The organism is Megamonas hypermegale (assembly GCF_900187035.1).
In the GTDB taxonomy this organism is placed as follows: domain Bacteria; phylum Bacillota; class Negativicutes; order Selenomonadales; family Selenomonadaceae; genus Megamonas; species Megamonas hypermegale.
Map to the genome: position 1 here is coordinate 1,776,945 of NZ_LT906446.1, position 24,007 is coordinate 1,800,951.

The window sequence follows — 24,007 nt, forward strand, 5'->3', positions numbered from 1 at the left end:
TATTACACAATATTGTGATAACATAGTTACAATATATATTGTAATGCAATGAGCGGAAAAGTACGATTTAAATAACTTCCAGAGAGACAGCGGTCGGTGCAAGCTGTTAAGTTTATAAATCAGAAAGCTACCCGTGAGCATCTGGCAAAACCAGACGCTGTGCCAGCGATATCGGCTTAAAGTGAGCTTAATGCTAACTAAGGTGGTACCACGGGAAAGCCCTCGTCCTTTATTGGACGAGGGTTTATTTTTTGCTCACCAATAAAATTAAATTGGAGTGATTTTTAATGCGTGAACTTTTAGAACTCCTCGAGCATGATGCACGTCGCAGCATAAAAGAACTAGCAACCATGCTTGGGCGCAGCGAATATGAAGTAGAAGAACAAATGAAAAAACTGGAAAAAGATAAAATCATTCTTGGCTATAATACCATGATTGATTGGCAAAAATACGGAAATAATACAGTAACTGCTATTATTGAAGTCAATGTTACACCACAGCGTGAATTTGGTTTCGATGCGATTGCTGAACGTATTTACCGCTTTGATGAAGTTAAAACAGTTTATCTTATGTCCGGTGGCTTTGACCTTCTCGTTATAATCGAAGGCAAGACTTTAAATAATATTGCTGATTTCGTAGCACGCCGTTTATCAACTATCGAAGGCGTAACTTCTACACGCAGTCATTTTATGTTAAAGCCTTATAAAAAAGATGGCATAATCATTGGCGATAAAGAAAAAGACCATAGGTTGGTGATTACCCCATGATTTGGCAAGATTATTTATCAAATACAGTACAAGCAACTAAACATTCTGGTATTCGTCGCTTTTTTGACATCGCTTCCACCATGGATGATGTAATCAGTCTTGGTATCGGTGAACCTGACTTTGTGACACCTTGGTCCATTCGTGAAAGTTGTGTTTACGGTCTCGAACGCGGCTATACTTCTTACACTAGCAATAAAGGTATGTTTGAATTACGCCATGCCATAACTCATATGTACGAAAAAAAATTCAATGTAAAATACAATCCTGAAACAGATGCTATTGTAACTGTTGGCGTTAGTGAAGCTGTTGACCTTGCTATGCGTGCCGTAATCAACCCTGGCGATGAAGTTTTAATACCTGAACCATGCTATGTTTCTTATGCAGCTTGCGCTACTCTTGCAGGCGGTAAAGCAGTCGCTGTTCCAACTAGCTTTGCTAATGAATTTAAGGTTACACCAGAAGACTTAGAAAAATACGTAACAAATAAAACAAAAGTTTTATTAATCGGTTATCCAAACAACCCAACAGGAACAGTTTTAGAAAAAAATGAACTATTAGCATTAGCAGATTTTGCTAAAAAACATGATTTAATCGTCATGTCTGATGAAATTTATGGCGATTTAACTTACGGTGATAAAGAACACGTTTGTTTTTCATCTTTGCCAGATATGCAAGAACGCACCATCTTACTTAATGGTTTCTCTAAAGCATATGCTATGACTGGTTGGCGCCTTGGTTATGCCTTAGCTCCTGAACCTGTTATCGATGCCATGAATAAAATTCATCAATACAGTATGATTTGTGCTCCTATCACAGCACAAATAGCAGGACTTGAAGCCATTCGCAACGGCGAAAAACACATGAAAAAAATGGTCGCTGAATATGACCGTCGTCGCCGTTTAATTTATGAAGGCTTTACTAGTATGGGATTAAAATGCTTTGAACCAAAAGGTGCATTTTATATCTTCCCTAATATCTCTTCTACAGGACTTACTTCTGAAGAATTTGCTGAACAATTACTCATGCGCCAACACGTAGCAGTAATTCCAGGAACAGCTTTCGGAAAATGTGGCGAAGGTTTTATCCGTGCTTCTTATGCAACTTCTGTTGATAATATCAGTGCAGCACTCGCTCGCATTAAAAACTTTGTAGAACATCTCTAAAAAAAAGACTATGACAAAATGAAAAACTCTTGCGTTATCATTTAAATGTCATAGTCTTTTTTTTATTATTCAATAACTTTACCAATCGATTCACTAAATGTTGGATGTGGATAAATTACTTTTTTCATATCCGCTAAAGTCATTTTATTGGCAATAGATTGAGTAAACTGGCTAATCATATCAGTTGCTCTAGCACACATCATTTGCGCACCTAAAATTCTATTCGTTTCTGCTTCAACAATCACTTTTACAAAGCTACGTTCCTGTAAAGAAAGCACTGTCTTGCCATTTGCACCCATTGGATATTTTAAAGATATAACTTTTTTGCCAATTTTTTTAGCTTCATCAGCAGTCATACCAACAGATGCAATTTCTGGATTAGTATATACACAGCTAGGAATTAATGATGTTTCATAAATCATATCTTTTCCTAACATATGGCAAACAGCATTTATTGCTTCTGCCGTTGCTGTATGTGCTAATTGAATGCCACCAATCACATCACCAGCTGCATAAATATTTGACACAGAAGTCTGATAAAATTCATTTACTTTAATTTTGCCTCTATCCATTTCTACAGCAAAATTTTCATCAAATAAATTCTTACTGTATGCGCGACGACCTACAGCCATTAAAATGCAATCAGCTTTTGCCATTTGCTGTTTATCTTTTTCTGTATAATAGCAAATAAATTCGCCATCTTGTTTTTCAAGCTTTGTAACCATGGATTTTACATGAATTTGTGTACCTTTTTTTGTAAGTAGCATTTTCAAACTCTGCGCAAATTCTTTATCCATATTTGCCAAAATTCTATCTAAAGCTTCGATTATGATGACTTTTTTGCCTAATGCTGTATATAATGAAGCAAATTCTATCCCAATTACACCGCCACCGATGATAATCAAGTTATCATATGCTTTATCACTATTTAAAAGGTCATCACTTGTCATTGCATACTGTGCGCCTTCAATCGGTGGTATCGCAGGAACTGAACCTGTAGTCAATAAAATTTTATCAGCTTCGATGATTTGTACATCATCATCTTTAGTCACGCTTATCTTATGTTCATCTATGACTTTTCCAACTCCACTTAGCACCGTTACTTTGCGCATCTTCATGAGTTTAGCAATGCCATCACGCAAAGTACTTAAAACTTCTTCTTTACGCTGTTGCATCTTAACCATATCATAATTAAATTCACTGTAGCTTAAACCAATTTTTTCTGCTTGCGCTACTACATCATGATATAAGTCTGCTGTGTGCAAAAGTGTTTTTGTCGGTATACAACCACTGTTTAAACAAGTGCCACCGAGATTATCTTTTTCGATTAATACTGTTTTTAAACCATTTTTTGCTGCAAAATCTGCTGCTTCATATCCCGCAGGACCTGCACCGATAATCGCTAAATCGAATTTTTCCATTGTGCACCTCCCACTTATAGCTCTGTTTGTATCAATTCAATTAAATCGCATTTTTGTTTTTGTGAAATAGCTGTATCTTTTATCTTTGTTATAATCACATCAGCGTCATAACGACAATTTTTTAATACTTCTTTTAAATCCAAGATAAAATCTTGTTCCATCATATCAGAGTAAATTTCTATATCCTTTATAATTCCCGCACAAACGATAATATATATATCTATATTCCCCCAAGCAAATCTACGCTTGATATGATTTGTAAATTGTATCTTTCTTCCAAAAATCCAATTCCAATCGCTAAATTTATTTTCTAATTGCTTTATTTGACTCTCATCTAAATCTGCTTTTGATATATCTTCAATATCGCAATTATAAACAAATTTTAATGCTGATTTTATCTTTTCTGTCATAATCTTTCGACTAATATCTACGCAACAATCTTTTAAATTGATGACTCTAGATTTAACAGAAGACACACCTTTAGATTGCAATTTTTCCATATCTACATTGAGATATTGCATCATTTTTTCCGTATCTACATCTAAAAGCAATGTTCCGTGATGATAACAATATTTGCCAGCTTTATAAAAAGCATTGCCAGAAAATTTCTTTCTAGCAATAGTAATATCATTTCTTCCTGTTTTTTCTGCTTTTATACCTAAAGATTGCACTGCTTTTAAAATCACATTCAGTTGCCGTTCAACATCATAATTTGCTTTTTGAACGCAAAACGTAAAATTCAAATTGCCTAAATCATGATATACAGCACCGCCACCTGAAAGACGCCTTGCAATTTTGCCACCGCTTTTTTCAAATTCTTTAACACGACATTCTTGCCAAGCGTTTTGATTGCGCCCTATCACAATCGTATGCTCATTTTGCCACAAATACATAATCAATTCATTTTCTTGTACATGTGTCGTCAAAAACTCTTCTACAGCTAGATTGTGATAGGGATTTAAGCAATCATCAGTATAAAATTTTATTTTATTTATCTTCACCGAATTTATAACGTAAAACTGGTTTACGTGCTGCTTGTACTTCATCTAAACGACGAACTGGCGTATTCATCGGCATTTCAGACATAGTATCTGGATTAGTTATCGCAGTATTATAAATTTCTTTATAAATAGCAATTGCTTTATCTAATTCTTTTTTGCTTTCTGTTTCTGTAGGTTCTACCATCAATGCTTCATGTACGATAAGTGGGAAATACATTGTAGGTGGATGCATTCCATAATCGAGCATTGCTTTAGCTACATCAAGTGCTGATACATTGTGTTCATGTTTCAATTTTTCTAAAGTCATGACGAATTCATGCATACAGATACCATCGTATGCCATATCAAAAGTATCACTTAATTGTTTTTTCATATAGTTGGCATTGAGTACAGCATTAGCAGCTGCTTCGCGTATACCTTCTTTGCCTAAACTCATGATATAAGTCAAAGCTCTGACTACGATTAAGAAATGACCATAGAAATCTTTGACCATTCCATAAGAATGTTCATATCTTTCAAGTGATAATTTATCACCATTTTCCGTTACTTTATAGCCTGGCAAAAATTCAGCTAAAAATTTTTTACAGCCAATAGGGCCACTACCTGGGCCGCCGCCACCGTGTGGTGTAGCAAAAGTCTTATGCAAATTGAGATGTACTACATCAAAGCCCATATCGCCAGGACGAACCCAGCCCATTACGGCATTTAAATTTGCACCATCATAATAGCAAAGACCGCCTGCTTCATGCACTAAACGAGTGATTTCTAAAATATTTTTATCAAAAATCCCCACTGTATTTGGATTTGTGAGCATGAGCCCTGCTACTTCATCGTTGAGCACAGATTTTAAAGCTTCTAAATCTACACAACCATCACTGGATGATGGAATAGAAACGACTTCATAATCTGCCATAGAAGCACTTGCTGGATTAGTACCATGTGCTGAATCTGGGACGATAATCTTTTTGCGTTTATCATCATGACGGCTTGCATGGTACGCTTTAATCAGTAATAATCCTGAAAATTCACCATGTGCGCCTGCTGCTGGTTGGAAAGTTATCGCATCCATACCAGTGATTTCATTCAAATATTTATTTGCCAGTGATAGTACTTTTAACGCACCTTGTACAGTATCTTGTGGTTGTAATGGATGAATATCCTTAAAACCTGCAAAACTTGCTACTTCTTCATCTATTTTCGGATTGTATTTCATCGTGCATGAACCGAGTGGATAAAAGCCATTATTCACGCCATGCGCATTTTCTGCAAGCTCTGTATAATGGCGACTCAATTCATTTTCTGATAGCTCTGGCAAATTCAATGCGATAGTGCGTTTAGATTTAATTTCTACTTCTGGCACATCGCAAGGTGGTAATATTGTACATCTATGACCTTTAGTGCTTTTTTCAAAAATTAATTCCATTTTCACACCTCTTTCACTAATGCAGCTAATTCATCGATTTCTTCTTTTGTATTCATTTCTGTTGCGCACCATAAAATTTCCTGTTCATTAAGTGCTAAACCACCTAAAATTCCATTTTCAGCTAATTTAGCCAAAATATCTTGTGATTTTTTATCAGAAACAGTTACAAATTCATGGAAATATTCTTGATTATATTTCAAATTTAATCCAGCTTCTTGCAATTTAGCTGCTAAATAATGAGCTTTAGAGAGGCATTGTTTTGCTACTTCCTGTATGCCATCAGGTCCCATTGTTGCCATGTATACAGAAGCAGTCAAAGCACATAATTGCTGATTAGAACATACATTTGAACTAGCTTTTTCACGACGAATATGTTGTTCACGAGCTTGTAAAGTCAATACAAAAGCTCTTTTTCTGTCTACATCAACAGTTTGACCAACTAATCTACCTGGCAATTTACGCATCATTTTTTCTGTAGTTGCCATAAAGCCAAGATATGGGCCACCAAAACCGAGAGGAATGCCGAGTGGTTGTCCTTCACCTACCGCAATATCTGCACCAGCTTCTGCTGGAGTTTGCATTATTGCCACTGCAATAGGATTTACACCCATGATAAATTTAGCTTTCACATTATGAACTACTTCACTTATCGACTTAGCATCTTCTATATTTCCATAAAAGTTAGGTTGTTGCATATAAAAACAACTTGCTTCTTTATCTATCATTTGTTTTAAAGCTTCGATATCAGTCACACCATCTTTAGCTGGTACAATTTTTACTTCGATATCTTTACCAAAACAATATGTTTTGATTACTTCAATAACCTGTGGATTGACAGCCTGTGATACATACACAGTGTTTTGACGTTTTCTTTCATGGCACATTGCCACAGCTTCTGCTGCTGCTGTTGCTCCATCATATACAGAAGCATTTGCTACATCCATACCTGTGAGTTCACAAATCATTGTCTGGAATTCAAATATTGCTTGCAAAATTCCCTGACTGATTTCTGCTTGGTACGGTGTGTACGCTGTAATGAATTCTTCTTTACTTGTAACAGATTTTACTTCCGATGGAATATAGTGATTATATGCACCTGCTCCGCGGAATATATGCTGAAAAACTTTATTTTGCTGAGCAAGCTTTTCCATTTCGCGTTTTACAGCAAGTTCTGCCATTCCACTTGGCAAATTAAGTCCATCTTTTAAAAATGCACTTTTTGGTATATCAACAAACATATCAGCATAATCATTAAAACCACATGTTTTTAATAATTCTTGTTTTTCTTCTTCACTATTTGGTATATATGTTCCCATGCCATCACCTCAAGATTTATAAAGCTTTATCAGTCAAGTGTAGCTACAAAATCTTCATATTCTTTAGCACTTAAAAGATCTTCATGGTCTGTTAAATTACTTACTTTAATGAACCAAGCACCATATGGGTCACTGTTGATTTGAGCTGGGTCATCAACTAATTCTTCATTAACAGCTTCAATTATTGCTGTAACTGGAGAGAATACATCAGAAACAGCTTTTACAGATTCTACATCAGCAAAAGTTTCACCTTTTTCTACACTGTCGCCTTCTTCTGGCATATTGACAAATACTAAATCACCAAGTGCATCTTGTGCATAATCAGTGATACCGATTAAATATGTTCCATCACCATTATTTTTAACCCATTCGTGAGATTTTACATACATTAAGTCTTCTGGAAAATTCATTTTTATATCCTCCTACAGCTTTTAATTTTTATTTTTAATTATCATTTATTTCTTTTATAGAATGGTAATTTTACAACTTCTGCATCTACCATACGGCCACGTACATTTACTTGTACTTTTGTGCCAACATCTTTATAATTTGCATCTACTAATGCTAATGCCACTGCTTGTTTTAAATATGGGCAATGTGTACCAGATGTTGTTACGCCGATTTTTTTATCTCCCATAAATACATCTTGCGCTTCACGGATAATACCTCTACCTGTAACTTTAAGACCAACACGGCGTCTTGTAGGAACACCTTTTTCTTCTAAAGCTTTTTTACCAATGAAATCAGCCTTATCCATTTTTACAAAAATGCCAAGTCCTGCTTCTTTTGGTGAAATTTCATCATTCATTTCATGACCATAAAGTGGCATTGCTGCTTCTAAGCGGAGTGTATCGCGTGCGCCTAAACCGCAAGGAATGAGATTTTCTTCTTTGCCATGTTCAAGCAATAAATTCCAAATAGCAGAAGCATATTTGCTATTTACATAGATTTCAAAACCATCTTCACCAGTGTAGCCAGTACGAGAGATAATACAATCTATATCGTCGATTTTGGCATCAAAAATACATGTGTAGTATTTTTCTGGAATGTCTTTTGTCAATTGGCTCAATACAGCTTCACTATTTGGCCCTTGAAGTGCAATCTGTGCATAATCAGCTGACACATCTTCAAATTTTACTTGACCAAATGCATGAGATTTCATCCAATTAAAATCTTTATCTTTATTAGCTGCATTTACGACGATAAAATACTTGTCTTCACGCTGTTTGTACACAATCAAATCATCAACTACGCCACCGTTTTCATTGCACATTGGACTGTAGCGCGCATGATTAATTTTTAAATCGGTATAATTATTTGTGAGTAGCATATTTATATTTGCTAAAGCGTCTTCGCCTTCACAGATAATTTCGCCCATATGTGAAACATCAAAAATACCACAAGCGGTGCGAACTGCCATATGTTCTTTTATTACGCCTGTTGCATACTGCACTGGTAATTCATAGCCCGCAAACGGTACCATTTTACCACCACATTTAACATGTTCTTCATATAAAGGTGTTCTTAATAAATCCACAACCTTCGCCTCCTAAAATTTAGGCGTCTGAAAAAACAAAAAGAGCGCATGAAATTAATTCATGCGCTCTGTCCTTGTTACCTGAAAGATTTAACTTCTTCGGTGCATTTAATGCTTTCCAGAGTTTCGTCCACATACGGTCCTTTTGCCTGAGAGTTTGTGCCTCTTTCACCTTCGGCGCCGCTTTCGCGGTCTCTCCCGTATCCTTCAACCGATTATTGTTTACGTTTATAGTGTTTATGATATCATCAAATCAAAATTTATGCAACAATAACTCAATGACTTTTTCGTTCTAAATAATTTGGAAGCCATGCTGAAAAAAATGCAACGATTGGCACAGTGAAAATAACGCCAAAACTGCCAGATATACCTTGCATAATCTCAATTCCTATGGAATTTGAATTCATCAATTGAAGGTACGGCAAATCATATACATAATCTAATACCCAAACACCAAGCGAACCGCCAAAAAATGCCAAAATAAGTGTTGTCGACATTGTTCCCATGACATCACGGCCTACATTCATACCACTTTTAAACAATTCTTTAAATGTCAAATTGGGATTTTTTTGATGAAGTTCATTTACTGCTGAAGAAATATCCATAGCAATATCCATTACAGCCCCTAAACTTGCAAATAATACACCAGCAAACAAGAGCTGACCGACATCAATAAGCGTGTTTTGTCCTACAAATAATAACGCTTCAATATTAGATACATTGTAGCCTGACAAAGATGTAAAATAACCAAAAATATCTGCAGCTAGTCCAGCTGTCAAAAGACCTAAAAATGTAGAAATAATCGCGGATAAAGCTTTTATCGTGAAACCATTAATCAAACAAATCGTAGCTGCTATGACAATACTAGAAGTCAAAATCGCTGCTAAAAAAGGAGAATTGCCCTTCATTATCATCGGGAAAAACAAATATATAAAACATACAAAGCTAAAAATCAAAGCGATTGATGATTTTACACCTTTTTTTCCACCTATTAGACATAATAAAATGAGAAATGCCGCTATAAAAATATAAATCGGCATAGACCTATCTACATTGTACACAGTCGTAACATTAAGCTGTCCTACTAAACTTGAAATCGTTATGACATCAATGCCCGGTCTGCAAACAGTACCAAAAAGCAATCCATTTGGGCTATTAGCTTCTACTATCTGACCTGCTTGCGGTCCTGTTTCCATTTTTAACAGTACAACTTGGTCTCCAACACGACTGCCATCTTCTTGTAAATTATCCTTTAATACTTCTACTACTACAGCTTTCTCAAAGCTTCTGCCTTCTGTACTAATCAAACCAGGTTTTTCTATTTGATTATATGATTGTAAAAATAATATGCCTGCTACTAAAATTATGGCAATGATTATTCCTCTAATCCAGATATTTTTCGTTAATTTTACCATTTAATGCCAAACTCCTCTAATTGCACATCTTTTAAAATAAAACTGCGGTAAAGTAATCATACTTCGCCGCAGTTAATTGCTTATATATTATCTGCTAAATTATTATTTTTTTACAATGCTATAAGATTGGTCAATCGGTGTACCAGTTTCTGCATCATATGTGTTGATAGTGAATTTTTCATCAGTGATATTGATTACAGAATAAGTTGGACGCCATGTCTGACTGCGTGCTGCTACATAATCTTGTTTCTGTTCAATTAAGTTATAGAATTTAGAACCAGTTGCAGAGTTAGAAGTCATGTAGAATACACCGTCTGGATTTACAAGTGTGCCCTGTTTCATATCTGCAATTGTGTAGCAACGGTTTTGAGATTCATAATAATCTTTAAATGCTTTATCAGCTTTTAATTTTTCATCTAAAAGATTATGATGTTGACCATGCTGACCTGCTACTTTAAATTCATCGAAGTCATCATATTGACCTGCTTTACTTGTAAGCTGATAAGTACGAGCATAAGTATGGTCATGACCTTGCAATACAACATCAATATCATTAGCATCAAAAATAGGTGTTAACTGATTACGTAAAATAATTCCGTCGGAATCAGAATGGTCTAAACCACTGCCGTAAATATCCTGATGCATTACAACAATACGCCATTTAGCATTTGGATTTGCTTTTACTGCCTTTTCAATTAAAGCTTTATGGTCTGCTGCATTGTAGTTATTAGCATTAATAACGATAAATAATGCACTGCCATAAGTGTAATAATATCCATGACCTGCTGCTGTTGGGTTAGCTTCTTCAGTGAATAAGTTTGGTGCATTGAAATGGTTTTTCCAGCCTGGAGTCAAGCAATCATGGTTACCAATTGCAACAGCTTGTGGTAAATTGCGGAATGCTGTTGCAGAAAGATATCCAGAGTATTCATATTCCTGAGATTGAATTTTTTCAGCGTTGCCGTCACCTGCTGGTTCATTAATCTGGTCACCAGGAGATACGAGGAAGTCAATTTCTGGATGCTGTGCTAAAGCATTGTTCATTGTTTTATTCCAGTTGAAAGCATCATTTCTTGCTGCAGTATCTTCAGTTTGTTTGCTACTGCCATCAGATGGAACTTGTCCTTTAGAAGCACCGATTTGTGGGTCACCTACATACATAAAGCTGAAGTTATGTGGGTCACCTGTTTTATATTCATGTACATCTTGCCATTGACCGTTAATCTGTACTTGATAATAATAAGTAGTATTTGGCTGGAAGCCATCAGCTGTTACTTTATTTGTATAATACTGTACGCCACCGATTACAGTACCAGCTTGGCAAGTGCCTTTAAATTCTTTGGCATTTTTCATTTCTTTATTATTAGCTACTCTTACGATAGCATTATCTACTTTAGTTTTAGAGTACCAACCAAAGTTTAATTTTGAAAAATCAGCACCTGGTGTGAGTGCAACTTGTTCATAGTTAACTTTGATTTTGTCCCAATTAGCTTTCCATTGTGCCCAGTCAGTATTTTGTGAAACAACTGTTTTTGTTGTATAACCTGGTAAAGTGGAAGCATCATTCCAATATTCAGTAGCTGCATAAGCAGTCAATGAACCTACACTCAATGCCGCTGTAAGGCAAAGAGCTACCATTCTTTTTTTCCCTTTTTTTAAACTAAACATAATAAGACCCAGCTCCTTTTATAATTATGAACACTAGGCTTATTTTATTCTATATATGTGATAATCATATAAAAATTATGTTAAATTTTTGTAATACTTAATTTACTTTTAATGTAAATATATTATAATTATTTTATAAATATTTACATATTGAATTGAAAGGATGGTTTCTATGAACAAATTATCTCGTATGCGCTTAACTTTTATAATATTAGCAATTGTTTTCATAATAATTGCCGTAACTGGAGTTTGCATGGATTTTCATCTTGATTTGTTCAACCGTCGAACAATGAAATACTTTCATATCTATTGCGGATATTTCATGATTTTACTTGTTATCATCCATTTACTTGATAATAAATTATGGATTAAAAATATTTTCAATAAAAAATAACCTATTTAAATAAAAGTGAAGTCTTGTTGACTTTGCTTTTATTTTTTGTTATAAACTTATATAGACCGATTGTTATAATTTTTATATTAGAAAAAGAAAGGATGTATTTTATGGTTAACGCTGTAAATAATTCAGCAAAATCCGATAATGAAAACGTTTTTTTAATCACTCTATTAGCTTTAATCTGTTCATTAGGACCACTGGCAACAGATATGTATCTGCCAGCATTTCCTGAAATAACTCAATATTTCTCTACAACACCATCTATGGTTCAATTGACCATCACAACTTGGCTCATTGGCCTTGCTATTGGTCAAATTTTAGCAGGCCCTTTAAGTGATATTTACGGCAGACAAAAACCACTTATTTTAGGCTTAATCGTCTTCACGATTTCTGTCATCGCTTGTATTTTCTCTCCATCTGTAGAGTTATTTATCTTTGCCCGCCTAATCGGTGGCTTTGCCGCTTCTTCTGCCCTTGTAATCAGCCGTGCTATTGCCAGTGATATTTACAGTGGCACTATGCTCACTAAATTTTTATCCACAGTAATGATTATTCAAGGTATTGCACCAATCATCGCTCCTGTTGCTGGCGGACAATTACTCAGATTTTTCCCATGGACTAGTGTATTTATAATATTAATGCTCGCTGGCTTAATAATCATTGCTTTATCTATCTTTAAATATAAAGAAAGTTTACCTGTTGAAAAACGTATTCGTGGCAATCTCTCACAAGTTTTAAAAATATTTTTCAGTTTATGTGCTCGCCCTTATTTTGCTAGTTTATGTGCAATTCAATTCTTTATCTTTTGCTCCTTATTTGCATATATTTCTGGTATGCCATTTATCTTACAGGGAATTTATGGATTTAGTCCACAGGAATTCTCCTTCGTATTCGCTTTTGTAGGTATTGGTATGATGTTTTTTGGTAAATTAACCAATATTTTAACTGGCCGCATTCCAGATAGTAAATTGTTATTTTTTGGATTGTGTCAAGGTTCATTTTTTGGTATCTTATTTTTAATCGGTGTTTTACTCGATTTCAATATTTATATTTTAATAGCTTTATTATTATTATCTGAAACATCTCTTGCAATTACAGCTTCTACTAGTTTTTCACTCGCTATGCAATCACAAAAGAAAGTTGCTGGCAGTGCATCAGCTTTATTAGGATTTTTCTCTAATATCTCTGGTAGCTTAATCGCACCAATCGTAGGTATCGGTGGTGGTACTACTGCTGTACCAACTGCACTAGTAATAGCTTTAGCAGAATTAATTGCACTTGGTATTTTTCTTTTTGTAACTAAAAAGCATATAAAATTAACTCAAAAATAAAGGCAGGCTATTTTCATGAAAAACAACACCAAAGAAATGTTTCTTCACACCGCCTCAACATTATTTGCTATTAAAGGATATCATGCTACTGGTATCAACGAAATTCTAAAAAAAAGTCAAGCACCTAAAGGTTCATTATATTATTATTTTCCTCATGGCAAAGAACAATTAGCCATTGAATCTTTAGAATTAACCGCACAAAAAATATATGCAGAAATAAAAAAAACTCTTGCAAAATACGATGACCCTATACAGGGTTTACAACAGCACTTGCAACAATTAGCACAGAAAATACAACAAGACATCGACAATCCACGCGAAGATAAAGATAATATATCCATTAGTTTAATTGCTTTAGAAACTTTTTTCTCTAATGACCCCATTCGCAACCGCTGCAAAGAAATATTTTCTCAAATGCAATCAATTTACGCTAATAATTTTATCAAATATGGTTATGATGCTGAAACTGCTAATATTTTAGCTATGAATGCTGTTATAATGACTGAAGGTGCCATTATTTTATCTGTAACACAAAAAAACACTTTACCATTACGCCAATTAGCTGATAATTTACCTTTATTATTTAATCTCGACGTGAAATCTAGGTGAATATATGCTAAATAAAAATTACTATGAACTTTTAAGTACACATTTTCCAGCTTGGACTAAACTGACTAAAACACAACAACAAATAATCATCGACAATGCTACATTAATTTCTATTGACAAAAATGCTTTAATTCAAAATACACAAGCTGGCTGTTCTGGTGTTTTAATAATCAAAGAAGGCACCCTGCGCGTTTATACCTTATCTGAACAAGGTAAAGAAATAACACTTTATCGTTTAAATGCAGGTGATATCTGTATTTTATCTGCCTCTTGCGTGATTAAAGACATCACTTTCGATATTTACATCGATACTTTAACTAAATGTGAACTAATTCAGATTTTGCCTTGTGCTTTTTCACGCGTCATGCAAGAAAATATTTACTTAGAAGCTTTAACTTATAAATTAGCAACACAACGTCTTTGTACAGTTACTTGGGCTATGCAACAAATGATTTTCACTAGTTTCGATAGAAGACTCGCTGAATTCTTGCTCAATGAAAGCCATACTATTAATTCAGATACAATTAATATGACACATGAACAGATTGCAAAACTCATGGGCACTGCGCGCGAAGTCGTGACACGTATGTTAAAATACTTTTCTACAGAAGGCTACGTTGAACTCATGCGCGGAAAAGTAAAAATCCTTAATAAAAAGGCATTAGAAAAATTATGATTAAACATCTACTATATATTATGATAAAATAAAAATGTACTATTATATGATGCTTTTCTTTTTATTGAAGAAAAGCATTAATTTTTGTTGGAGGTTTTTATTAATGAAAATAATCGTAGGTCTTGGCAATCCTGGAAATGAATATGCCAAAACCCGCCATAATGTTGGTTTTATGCTCATAGATGCTCTGGCTGAACACTTAAATATTTCACTTTGGAAAGATAAATTCAATGCTCAAATTGCTGAAGGTCGCATCGGCGCTGAAAAAGTTTTACTCGTTAAACCGCAGACTTATATGAATAACAGTGGTGAAGCCGTTGGCCCATTAATGCGTTGGTATAAAGTAAATCCTGAAGATATCATCGTAGCGCATGATGATATGGACATTCCTGCCGGTACTATTCGCATTCGCAAAAAAGGCAGTTCTGGCGGTCACAATGGTATAAAATCATTGATAAGCCATGTTGGCAGTGAAAATTTTGCTCGCGTACGCCTCGGTATCGGTCGACCACTTCCAGGCTGGAGCGTAGTAAATCACGTTCTCGCTCCATTTCCTCAAGAAGACAAAACTGCTGTTGATGAAGCGATTAAATATCTTATCCCTGCCATAGAATGTATCATAACAGATGGCATTGATATCGCTATGAACAAATACAATCCTAAAAAACAAAAGAAACATAAAGCAAAGAAAGAAGAAGGTGAATTAAATGGCTGAAATACGCGCTCTTTATGCTGATGAAAACGGTAATATCTTAGATGCTCCAAAAGGTTTTACAGCACTTGCTAGAACAGGTACAGAAATTGTAGAACTTTCACCTGATGATTTAATTCCATTACCTGAATCAGCTGATTTAATGTTTTTACCGGACAGAATGCCTTTAGCTAAATATGAAGATGAAATTTTGCCAATCATGGGCAACGCTGTAGCTGCTATTTTGCCTGCTGGCTACACACGACTTTATATGCCAGCATTCAAAAAAGAAGATGATGCTGTACTTTTACCACTATACGGTTATACAGCAGTTGTCATCTACAAAGATGAATTATACGTAGCTGCTATGTACACTGATGAAAACGATAAATGGGACCCGGCTCACTACAACACTCGCAATTTACATAAATTAGTAAAACGAGTTCAAAAGGATTTACCTGATAATCGCTTAGTTGAACATCTCGGTAATTGCTCTTTAACTTGGCATTGTTGCACAGCCCAAAATTTATTTTATCGTCGCTGGGAAGCTGGTATCCCAACGTCACCAGTATGTAATGCTAATTGCTTTGGCTGTATATCTCTGCAACCTGCCGAATGTTGCCCTTCTCCTCAAAGCCGTATAAAATTCCGTCCAACGCCGAAAGAAATCGCTCAAATTGGTCTTTATCATTTAGAAACAGCACCGGATGCCATCATCAGCTTTGGTCAAGGCTGTGAAGGTGAACCATCACTTGCTGCAGATAATATCGTGCCTGCTATTGAAAAAATCCGTAAAAAAACAGACAAAGGTCAAATCAATATCAATACAAATGCAGGTTACACTGATGGAATTAAGCGCATAGTCGATGCTGGACTTGATAGCATGCGTGTCAGCATTATAAGTGCTAACCCAGAAAATTATCAAGCATATTACCGCTGTAGTTATTCTCTTGATGATGTAAAAAATTCAATAGCCTATGCTCATGAACACGGAGTGCATATATCATTGAACATGCTGTATTTTCCTGGCTTTAATGATAGCGAAAGCGAAGCCAAGGAATGGGAAAGCTTTTTACAAGAAAATCATGTCGATATGATTCAAATTCGCAATCTCAATGTTGACCCAGATGCATTTGCCGAAATCATGCCACCATTTACTAAAGCAATCGGCACTAAAGAATTTTTCCATAGACTTCATGAAAAATTCCCTAATATAACAATTGGTAGCTTCAGTCATTATCAAAAAGGAGAATAACCATGATTTCCAATCCTAAAATTGAAATGATGCCACTTGAAATGAAAAAAGATATCATTAGTCAACGATTTTTAAAGACCTTTTGTTGGGCATATGAGAAATCCTCTTTTTACCGTGAAAAATACACAAAAGCTCATATAAATCCCAACAAAATAAAAGAACTTGATGATATAAAAAAATTGCCATTAACGACAATTGATGAATTAAAACAAATTGACCCATTAGAACTTTTAACTGTACCAGTCAGCGTTACACTTCGTTTAAATAAAACTATCAGTGGTCTTTATCGTGGCTTTACCTCAAATGATATTGCACGCAATCTTGATATTACAGTTCGTTCGCTCGCTAGTAATGAAATTAACAAGGCTTCTACTGTAATTATTTGTGGCAAATACAGTTCACAATACTTATTGGATTTACATTATGCTGCTGAAGCTTTAGGTGCAACTGTCATTCCTTGTAATGATGTGCAATCTGCTATCGATATTTCTAATATTTTCAATGCTAACACACTTATAACAACTAGCAAAAATTTACAAGAAATATTAAATAAGGCACCTGACACACTTCCGCCAAAAGTGATTGCACTCGTCAATACTTTTGAAAAAGATATATTATTAAAAGAAATCGAAACAAAAATGAATTGTACATTCTCCAAAATTTACATGTCTAGATATTTTGGACTAGCTGGTATTTTTTTCACTTGTGAAGAAAATAAACTTCATATTCAAGACGATTACCTTTATCCAGAAATCGTTGATGACAATTTGGTCATAACACCTTTATCGTTTGAAGCTATGCCAATCATTCGCCTTCAAACGAATATCCCAGCAAAATTAAATAAAGACACATGTAAATGTGGTCGTTCACTTGCTACTATTGAATTAGAATTATAAGAAGGTTTTTTTATGAAAATACTCCATTTGTCCGACCTTCATTTCGGCAAACGATTAAATAATTTTTCATTATTAGAAGACCAAATATATGTAAATCAACAGATATTCCAATTGGCAAAAAATCAAAAAATAGACGCCGTCATCATCGCTGGCGATATTTTTGATAAGTCAATTCCATCTGCTGATGCCGTTCAATTATTCGATGAATTTCTCAACTTTTGGGCAGAACTTAATCTGCCCATTTTTATTATCAATGGAAATCATGATAGTGCTGAACGATTATCTTTTGGTTTAAATATTTTTAGTCATAATAATATTTATATCTCACCTGTATATAATGGTGAAATAAAATCCATTACTTTAAAAGACAACTATGGAAATATAAATTTTTACTTACTGCCCTTTTTAAAGCCTTCCATGGTGCGACCTTTTTTCTCTGATGAAGAGATTAAATCACATACTCAAGCTTTAAAAATCGCTTTGAAAAATCTACCGTTAAATAAAGATGAACGCAATATATTAATCGCTCATCAATTTGTAACGGGTGCAGTCGTGTCAGACTCTGAGGAAATAAATGTCGGTGGTCTTGATAATATCGATGCTCATATATTTGACGATTTCGATTATGTAGCACTCGGTCATATTCATACACCTCAAACTATTTTACGTGATACCATTCGCTACTGTGGCAGTTTACTAAAATACTCTTTTTCTGAAGCCAATCAGCAAAAATCAGCTACCATTATAGATATCACTACAAAAGAGCAAATAAATATAACTACATTTCCGATAAAACCACTCCACGATATGCGCAAAATAAAAGGCAGTTATGCAGAACTTACAAACCGCCAAAATTACATCAACACAAACACTGATGATTATATATTCGCCACTTTAACTGATGAAGAAGACATTCCCGATGCCATAAATCGTCTGCGTTCCATCTATCCCAATATAATGCAACTTGAATACGATAATAAACGCACTCGCACTAATCAAATAATCGATACTAGCGATATAAATTCACTAAAAACACCAATTGAATTTTTCAATGAATTTTATCAACTGCAAAACAATCAAGGTTTAAACGATGCGCAAATGCAAATAATGCAAGACCTTATTGACTCTATTTGGGAGGAACAACCATGAGACCATTAAAATTAACGATTTCCGCCTTTGGTCCATATGCCGATGTATGCACATTAGATTTAGACAAGCTCGGAGAAAAAGGTTTATATCTAATCACCGGCGATACTGGTGCTGGCAAGACAACTATTTTTGACGCCATAACCTTTGCTCTATACGGACAAGCCAGCGGTAATTTTCGCTCAGTTGATATGCTTCGCAGTAAATATGCCAACGCTTCTACACCGACTTATGTAGAAATGGATTTTTCTTATAATCAAAAAAAATACACCATAAAGCGCAACCCCGAATACTTGCGCCCAGCAAAAAAAGGCGATGGTTTTGTCAAAGAAAAGGCCTCAGCCATATTCATTTCACCCGATAAAAAACAGCCAATCATCGGAAGTAAAAATGTAAATAATGCCATAATTGAACTAATTGGACTCGATGCTAACCAATTTACACAAATAGCCATGATTGCTCAAGGTGAATTTTTAAAACTAATCTACGCTACTACGAAAGAACGCAGTGAAATCTTTCGCCGTATCTTCAATACTAAACCCTACCAGATACTACAAGATAAAATCAAAGAACGATTTAACTTATTAAGAAATGATTTTTCATCAATAGATACCAGCATCAAGCAACATATAGAAAACATAATTTTCCCTGAAGATAATTTGCCTCAAAATCTCTTACAAAGCGAATATCCTTCATATCTTGAACAAATAATATCAAATGACAGCAAGACTTTTGCCGAAATGAATAATTCACTGCAAAAATGTGAAACAGAACTTTTTAATATAAGTCAAGCGATTGAAGAAAATAATAACCAAAAAAAATTATTACAAAAACAGCAGGTAATTCAGCAATTTTTAGAGGATAATAAAAATAATTTATCTCTCTTAGAAAAAGATTATCTTCAGCAAAAAAATATTTATGAAGAAAAATCTCCATCTTTAACCATAAAAATAGCCAAGCTTACTGAAGAATTACCAAAATACGCTCAAATAACTAAAAAACAACTATCACTTGAACAACAACATAAAGACTTATCATTGAAAAAACAGCAATTAATCAATGCGCAAAAAGAACTTGCTGATTTAGAAGAACAAAGTTTAAAAAATTCAACTGAGTTAAACACTTTAAATGATATTTCAGCTCAAATTGAAAAGACAAAATCCGATTTAGAAAAATTAGAACAAATACAATCCGAATTGGATAAATTAAAAAATGATGTATATCTTTATCAGCAATACCGCCAAGAATATGCCACTCATTTAAGAGATTATAAAGCAATTCAGCAAGCTCACTTGCAATTAAAACAAGAACACACAGTGCAATATCATGCTTTTTTAGATGAACAAGCTGGCATTCTTGCCGATAATTTAAAACCAGATGAACCTTGCCCTGTATGTGGTTCACTTCATCATCCAAAACCAGCGCAAAAATCGACTAAAGCACCAACACAAGCTCAATTAGAACAATTGCAAAAACAATGTGATGAGCTAGCCAAAAAATTAAATGATTTAAGCAGTAACTTAGGTAAAATCAAAGGTAAGGGGCAAAATATAAATGAAGAAATTCTTCGCCAAGCAAAACAATTATTTAATATTGATGATAAAACTTTATTAAATAGTGCCATAATCGAAAAAGAAAATTCATTGCAGACAAAAAAAGCCAGTCTTATAAATTTAATGCAAAAGCAAAATAAACAATTGCGCCAAAAAGAAAAATTAACAAACCGCTTTGAGCAAATGGCTATTAAAGAAAAAAAATTACAAAATGAGCAATTAAAACTCACACAATTCATCACTAAAACCAATGCCGATAAGGAACACATTCTTCAAGAGATACTAGAACTAAAACAAACATTATTATTTGATGATGAGCAGACAGCTCAAAAACAATTGCAAATTTATAAACATAAACAAAGTATTTTAAAAGAAAATATGCTAAAGGCTCAAAGCAAATGGGAAAATCTGCAAAAAAAAGTTGATGAATACACTACTTCATTAAAAATAATTCAGCAACAAATCATTCCGCAAAAGCAAAATACAGAAGAATTACTATTGCAACAGGAAAAACTAAAACAAGAAAAAACATCATTAAATGAAAAGCTTCAAAACCTGCACACTCGTATCAGCACTAATAGCAAAACGAGGCAAAAGCTCTTAGAGCAATTAGAAAAATTATCCGATTGCGAAAAACTGTATACAAATATGAAAGCTCTTTACGACACAGCCACAGGTTCAATTTCTGGCAAAGAACGCATTTCTTTAGAAACGTACATTCAAATGATTTATTTCGATAGGATTATCATTCGAGCCAATACTCGCTTGATGATGATGAGCCAAGGACAATACGAGTTAAAGCGTTCTCAAAACAGTGAACAACTGCGCTATCAAACGGGATTGGAACTAGATGTCATCGACCACTATAATGGCACGATACGCAGTGTAAAAACGCTTTCTGGTGGTGAAGCTTTTAAAGCATCTTTATCCCTTGCGCTCGGTCTTGCCGATGAAATCCAATCTTCTGCCGGTGGCATTCATCTCGATACGATGTTCATTGATGAAGGTTTCGGCTCACTTGATAGTGAATCATTATCTCAAGCAATTAAAGTTTTAAATCAATTAACGGAGCAAACAAAATTAATCGGTATTATCTCTCATGTAAATGAATTGAAAGAAAAAATCGATAAACAGATACAGATAATGAAAAAAAATGAACGTGGCAGTACGGCAAAAATCCTTATTTAACGGCATTTTTTCAACTCATCAAAGATTTTTATAAAAAAAGCAAATTTTTTCAAAAAAAGTGTTGACATTTCCTCAAATGTTCTATATAATAGTCTACGTTGTCAAGCGACAGCGTAGCAAGTGGTTCACTAGCTCAGTTGGCAGAGCACCTGACTTTTAATCAGGGTGTCCCGAGTTCGAATCTCGGGTGAGCCACCATCTAATATGGCGCGTTGGTCAAGTGGTTAAGACACCGCCCTTTCACGGCGGCTTCATGGGTTCGAATCCCATACGCGTCACCATTTTATAAAATTATAAAATGGGCGGTTAGCTCAGCTGGGAGAGCGCTTGCCTTACAAGCAAGATGTCAGCAGTTCGATCCTGTTACCGCCCACCACTACGGCCCGGTAGTTTAGTTGGTTAGAATGCCGCCCTGTCACGGCGGAGGTCAGGGGTTCAAGTCCCCTTCGGGTCGCCATTTTTATTTGCCTCGGTAGCTCAGTCGGTAGAGCAGGGGACTGAAAATCCCCGTGTCAGTGGTTCGATTCCGCTCTGAGGCACCACTCAGTTTGCCTCCTTGTAATTGTCAAGGAGTTATTATTATATGGGCGGTTAGCTCAGCTGGGAGAGCGCTTGCCTTACAAGCAAGATGTCAGCAGTTCGATCCTGTTACCGCCCACCATATAAAATAAGTACCTACCCTCTCTCTTTTGGGTAGTTTTTTTATGCCTATTATCAGAGGAAAGATATATTCTTTCCTCTTTTTTTATTTTATAAATAAAATATTCACCTTCCACTAAAAAATTTTTTATGATAAACTCATTTTATAATCAAAATTAACTGATAAAGGAGCTTTATTTATGATTAAATGGATTATTTCCGATATGGACGGAACTTTATTAATCGACCATAACAGATTACCAGATGACTTTGATGAAGTCATGGAAATGTTAAAACAAAAAAATATCATGTTTTCACCTGCTAGCGGTCGTCAATATCAAGCTTTAGCTTGTCATTTTCCAAAATATAAAGACGATTTACTCTTTATTTCTGAAAACGGCACCTATGTTTGCCAACATGGCAAAGAATTATTCTCTTATACATTTTCTCCTGATAATATTAAATGTATTTTTGAAAGCCTCACTAAATTACAAGATGTTTTTGTAGTAGTTAGTGGCAAAAAAAATTCTTATGTAATTTCTCAAGACCCTGCTTTTGTCAAAGAATTAAATCTTTATTTTACTCAATACGAAGTTCTCGATGACTTTTCTAAAATAGATGATGATATCATAAAATTTGCCATCTGTGACGCACATCATCACAATGCTAGAAAAAATATCTATGAAAAATTATCCTTTTTAAAAGAAAAAATGCAAGTTGTATTGAGTAGTGAAGTATGGGTTGATATAATACCTACTGGTGCTAATAAAGGTCTTGCAATAAAAAAATTACAAGAAAAATTAAATATAAAACCAGAAGAATGTGTCGCTTTTGGTGATTATCTAAATGACTATGAAATGCTTCAATCTGTATATTACAGTTATGCTATGGAAAACGCTGTACCAGAATTAAAAAAAGTAGCTCGTTTTATAGCTCCACCAAATTATGAAAACGGCGTAATGCGAACAATAAAAAAATTATTAGCAGAACAAAAATAAATATTTCATATTCATTTATAGAAAGAAGATGCCAAAATGAAATTAGATTACCATATGCATTTTGAATATGGTTCATACGATGAACAATGGGTTAAAGGTTTTTTTGATAGTGCCAAAACACATCAACTTGATGAAATTGGCATCTCCGAACACAGTCACACTTTTCCTGAATTCAAAAAACTCTATTATGAAGATTTAATCTTAGATGATTCTTTTGTTGGCAAATTTCAACAGCAATGGTTGAAAAAAAATAAATTTAAATACACATTAGATGATTATTTCAATTTTATGGCTAAACTTCATTCACTCGGTTATAAGGCCAAAATCGGCATTGAAGTTTGCAACTTCCAAGACCAAGACAAAGTTCGTGAAATTTTAGCTCCTTATAAATTTGATTATATTATCGGCTCTATTCATTTCTTACATGGCTGGGCTTATGATTCTTCCCAGATAAAAGACGAATGGAACAATCATTCTTTAAAAGAAATCTATGAATGGTATGCTCAAGAAGTAGAAAAACTCTGTGCATCTCAAATTTATGATGTATTAGGCCATCCTTTCAACATTCGTTTATTTAAAAATTTACCAGATTTTGATGTTACTCCATATTTAATCCGCGTAGCTAAAGCTATACAAAAAGCTAATATGGCAGTAGATGTCAATACTGGCACATATTATCGCTATCCAATTGCAGAAATTTCACCATATCCTGATTTCATGAAAATAGCTCATGATTATAATTTACCTATAATCACTTCATCCGATGCACATCAACCTGAACATTGTGGCAATTACATCGATGAAGCTATCGCTTATGCTAAATCTTTTGGTTATACAACATGTCTGCAATTCAATCAACGCAAAAAAACAACTGTTCCACTTGGCTGATATACAAAAACCCCAAAGAGCATACACTC

The 24,007-nt window shown here is 34.5% G+C and carries 21 protein-coding genes, 6 tRNA genes, 2 riboswitches and 1 other annotated feature; of the genes, 19 read left to right on the plus strand and 8 right to left on the minus strand.

What is annotated here, in order from left to right; all coding sequences use genetic code 11:
* Positions 1–39: 39 nt before the first annotated feature.
* Positions 40–233 (plus strand) — a binding site (T-box leader).
* A 54-nt stretch (positions 234–287) separates the two neighbouring features.
* A complete protein-coding gene (locus CKV65_RS08650; protein ID WP_027890054.1) occupies positions 288–767 on the plus strand; it encodes an Lrp/AsnC family transcriptional regulator in 480 nt (159 codons plus the stop codon).
* A complete protein-coding gene (locus CKV65_RS08655) occupies positions 764–1,930 on the plus strand; it encodes an aminotransferase class I/II-fold pyridoxal phosphate-dependent enzyme (RefSeq protein ID WP_027890055.1) in 1,167 nt (388 codons plus the stop codon). The genes CKV65_RS08650 and CKV65_RS08655 overlap by 4 nt, the downstream gene beginning before the upstream one ends.
* A gap of 65 nt (positions 1,931–1,995) precedes the next feature.
* Here CKV65_RS08655 and lpdA read toward each other — a convergent pair whose 3' ends face one another.
* The 8 genes from lpdA to CKV65_RS08695 form a co-directional block, all read right to left on the minus strand.
* Entirely contained in the window at positions 1,996–3,351 is a 1,356-nt protein-coding gene (gene lpdA, locus CKV65_RS08660) for a dihydrolipoyl dehydrogenase (protein WP_027890056.1), read from the minus strand.
* Positions 3,352–3,365: 14 nt separating this feature from the next.
* A complete protein-coding gene (locus CKV65_RS08665) occupies positions 3,366–4,352 on the minus strand; it encodes a lipoate--protein ligase (RefSeq protein WP_231922664.1) in 987 nt (328 codons plus the stop codon).
* Positions 4,339–5,775, minus strand: coding sequence for an aminomethyl-transferring glycine dehydrogenase subunit GcvPB (gene gcvPB, locus CKV65_RS08670; protein WP_027890058.1), 1,437 nt, complete (start codon positions 5,773–5,775; stop codon positions 4,339–4,341). The genes CKV65_RS08665 and gcvPB overlap by 14 nt, the downstream gene beginning before the upstream one ends.
* A gap of 2 nt (positions 5,776–5,777) precedes the next feature.
* Positions 5,778–7,091, minus strand: a complete 1,314-nt coding sequence (gcvPA, locus tag CKV65_RS08675; RefSeq protein WP_027890059.1) for an aminomethyl-transferring glycine dehydrogenase subunit GcvPA — start codon at positions 7,089–7,091, stop codon at positions 5,778–5,780.
* A gap of 29 nt (positions 7,092–7,120) precedes the next feature.
* On the minus strand, positions 7,121–7,501 hold the full coding sequence (gene gcvH, locus CKV65_RS08680; protein ID WP_027890060.1) for a glycine cleavage system protein GcvH: 381 nt from the start codon (positions 7,499–7,501) through the stop codon (positions 7,121–7,123).
* 41 nt (positions 7,502–7,542) lie between these two features.
* On the minus strand, positions 7,543–8,628 hold the full coding sequence (gcvT, locus tag CKV65_RS08685) for a glycine cleavage system aminomethyltransferase GcvT (protein ID WP_027890061.1): 1,086 nt from the start codon (positions 8,626–8,628) through the stop codon (positions 7,543–7,545).
* Between the two features lie 66 nt (positions 8,629–8,694).
* A riboswitch (glycine riboswitch) is annotated at positions 8,695–8,752 on the minus strand.
* 3 nt (positions 8,753–8,755) lie between these two features.
* A riboswitch (glycine riboswitch) is annotated at positions 8,756–8,839 on the minus strand.
* Positions 8,840–8,903: 64 nt separating this feature from the next.
* Entirely contained in the window at positions 8,904–10,043 is a 1,140-nt protein-coding gene (locus CKV65_RS08690) for a YibE/F family protein (protein ID WP_027890062.1), read from the minus strand.
* 102 nt (positions 10,044–10,145) lie between these two features.
* Entirely contained in the window at positions 10,146–11,711 is a 1,566-nt protein-coding gene (locus CKV65_RS08695) for a purple acid phosphatase family protein (RefSeq protein WP_027890063.1), read from the minus strand.
* A 172-nt stretch (positions 11,712–11,883) separates the two neighbouring features.
* Between CKV65_RS08695 and CKV65_RS08700 the strand changes: the two genes are divergently transcribed.
* The 17 genes from CKV65_RS08700 (at position 11,884) to CKV65_RS08780 (ending at position 23,978) form a co-directional block, all read left to right on the plus strand.
* Positions 11,884–12,105 carry a DUF4405 domain-containing protein gene (locus tag CKV65_RS08700; RefSeq protein WP_036254631.1) on the plus strand — a complete coding sequence of 74 codons (222 nt, stop codon included), beginning with the start codon at positions 11,884–11,886 and terminating at the stop codon, positions 12,103–12,105.
* A gap of 110 nt (positions 12,106–12,215) precedes the next feature.
* Positions 12,216–13,439 (plus strand): multidrug effflux MFS transporter, encoded by a 1,224-nt coding sequence (locus CKV65_RS08705; RefSeq protein ID WP_027890065.1) that lies wholly within the window; start codon positions 12,216–12,218, stop codon positions 13,437–13,439.
* 15 nt (positions 13,440–13,454) lie between these two features.
* On the plus strand, positions 13,455–14,048 hold the full coding sequence (locus CKV65_RS08710) for a TetR/AcrR family transcriptional regulator (RefSeq protein ID WP_027890066.1): 594 nt from the start codon (positions 13,455–13,457) through the stop codon (positions 14,046–14,048).
* A gap of 4 nt (positions 14,049–14,052) precedes the next feature.
* Positions 14,053–14,724: a Crp/Fnr family transcriptional regulator gene (locus tag CKV65_RS08715; protein ID WP_027890067.1), complete on the plus strand. Its 672-nt coding sequence runs from the start codon at positions 14,053–14,055 to the stop codon at positions 14,722–14,724.
* 103 nt (positions 14,725–14,827) lie between these two features.
* A complete protein-coding gene (gene pth / locus CKV65_RS08720) occupies positions 14,828–15,439 on the plus strand; it encodes an aminoacyl-tRNA hydrolase (protein ID WP_027890068.1) in 612 nt (203 codons plus the stop codon).
* Positions 15,432–16,670, plus strand: coding sequence for a radical SAM family protein (locus CKV65_RS08725; protein WP_027890069.1), 1,239 nt, complete (start codon positions 15,432–15,434; stop codon positions 16,668–16,670). Before pth ends, CKV65_RS08725 begins: the two co-directional genes overlap by 8 nt.
* A gap of 2 nt (positions 16,671–16,672) precedes the next feature.
* Entirely contained in the window at positions 16,673–17,566 is an 894-nt protein-coding gene (locus tag CKV65_RS08730; protein ID WP_027890070.1) for a phenylacetate--CoA ligase family protein, read from the plus strand.
* Between the two features lie 12 nt (positions 17,567–17,578).
* Entirely contained in the window at positions 17,579–18,715 is a 1,137-nt protein-coding gene (locus tag CKV65_RS08735; RefSeq protein ID WP_027890071.1) for an exonuclease SbcCD subunit D, read from the plus strand.
* Complete coding sequence (locus CKV65_RS08740; protein WP_027890072.1) at positions 18,712–21,453, plus strand: AAA family ATPase; 2,742 nt, start codon at positions 18,712–18,714, stop codon at positions 21,451–21,453. Before CKV65_RS08735 ends, CKV65_RS08740 begins: the two co-directional genes overlap by 4 nt.
* Before the next feature lie 122 nt (positions 21,454–21,575).
* A tRNA-Lys gene (locus CKV65_RS08745) sits at positions 21,576–21,651 on the plus strand.
* A gap of 8 nt (positions 21,652–21,659) precedes the next feature.
* A tRNA-Glu gene (locus CKV65_RS08750) sits at positions 21,660–21,734 on the plus strand.
* A 19-nt stretch (positions 21,735–21,753) separates the two neighbouring features.
* Positions 21,754–21,829: transfer RNA gene (locus tag CKV65_RS08755), tRNA-Val, on the plus strand.
* A gap of 4 nt (positions 21,830–21,833) precedes the next feature.
* Positions 21,834–21,910: transfer RNA gene (locus CKV65_RS08760), tRNA-Asp, on the plus strand.
* Between the two features lie 9 nt (positions 21,911–21,919).
* A tRNA-Phe gene (locus CKV65_RS08765) sits at positions 21,920–21,995 on the plus strand.
* 43 nt (positions 21,996–22,038) lie between these two features.
* Positions 22,039–22,114: transfer RNA gene (locus CKV65_RS08770), tRNA-Val, on the plus strand.
* Positions 22,115–22,292: 178 nt separating this feature from the next.
* Positions 22,293–23,090, plus strand: coding sequence for an HAD family hydrolase (locus CKV65_RS08775; protein WP_027890521.1), 798 nt, complete (start codon positions 22,293–22,295; stop codon positions 23,088–23,090).
* Between the two features lie 36 nt (positions 23,091–23,126).
* Complete coding sequence (locus tag CKV65_RS08780; RefSeq protein WP_027890522.1) at positions 23,127–23,978, plus strand: PHP domain-containing protein; 852 nt, start codon at positions 23,127–23,129, stop codon at positions 23,976–23,978.
* Positions 23,979–24,007: the final 29 nt, after the last annotated feature.

Bases quoted from the DNA above. Each gene is read 5' to 3' on its own strand.
- CKV65_RS08650 (WP_027890054.1), top strand. From the start codon at position 288: ATGCGTGAACTTTTAGAACTCCTCGAGCATGATGCACGTCGCAGCATA.
- CKV65_RS08655 (WP_027890055.1), top strand. From the start codon at position 764: ATGATTTGGCAAGATTATTTATCAAATACAGTACAAGCAACTAAACAT.
- lpdA (WP_027890056.1), bottom strand. From the start codon at position 3,351: ATGGAAAAATTCGATTTAGCGATTATCGGTGCAGGTCCTGCGGGATAT.
- gcvPB (WP_027890058.1), bottom strand. From the start codon at position 5,775: ATGGAATTAATTTTTGAAAAAAGCACTAAAGGTCATAGATGTACAATA.
- gcvPA (WP_027890059.1), bottom strand. From the start codon at position 7,091: ATGGGAACATATATACCAAATAGTGAAGAAGAAAAACAAGAATTATTA.
- gcvH (WP_027890060.1), bottom strand. From the start codon at position 7,501: ATGAATTTTCCAGAAGACTTAATGTATGTAAAATCTCACGAATGGGTT.
- CKV65_RS08690 (WP_027890062.1), bottom strand. From the start codon at position 10,043: ATGGTAAAATTAACGAAAAATATCTGGATTAGAGGAATAATCATTGCC.
- CKV65_RS08695 (WP_027890063.1), bottom strand. From the start codon at position 11,711: ATGTTTAGTTTAAAAAAAGGGAAAAAAAGAATGGTAGCTCTTTGCCTT.
- CKV65_RS08700 (WP_036254631.1), top strand. From the start codon at position 11,884: ATGAACAAATTATCTCGTATGCGCTTAACTTTTATAATATTAGCAATT.
- CKV65_RS08705 (WP_027890065.1), top strand. From the start codon at position 12,216: ATGGTTAACGCTGTAAATAATTCAGCAAAATCCGATAATGAAAACGTT.
- CKV65_RS08710 (WP_027890066.1), top strand. From the start codon at position 13,455: ATGAAAAACAACACCAAAGAAATGTTTCTTCACACCGCCTCAACATTA.
- CKV65_RS08715 (WP_027890067.1), top strand. From the start codon at position 14,053: ATGCTAAATAAAAATTACTATGAACTTTTAAGTACACATTTTCCAGCT.
- pth (WP_027890068.1), top strand. From the start codon at position 14,828: ATGAAAATAATCGTAGGTCTTGGCAATCCTGGAAATGAATATGCCAAA.
- CKV65_RS08725 (WP_027890069.1), top strand. From the start codon at position 15,432: ATGGCTGAAATACGCGCTCTTTATGCTGATGAAAACGGTAATATCTTA.
- CKV65_RS08730 (WP_027890070.1), top strand. From the start codon at position 16,673: ATGATTTCCAATCCTAAAATTGAAATGATGCCACTTGAAATGAAAAAA.
- CKV65_RS08735 (WP_027890071.1), top strand. From the start codon at position 17,579: ATGAAAATACTCCATTTGTCCGACCTTCATTTCGGCAAACGATTAAAT.
- CKV65_RS08740 (WP_027890072.1), top strand. From the start codon at position 18,712: ATGAGACCATTAAAATTAACGATTTCCGCCTTTGGTCCATATGCCGAT.
- CKV65_RS08775 (WP_027890521.1), top strand. From the start codon at position 22,293: ATGATTAAATGGATTATTTCCGATATGGACGGAACTTTATTAATCGAC.
- CKV65_RS08780 (WP_027890522.1), top strand. From the start codon at position 23,127: ATGAAATTAGATTACCATATGCATTTTGAATATGGTTCATACGATGAA.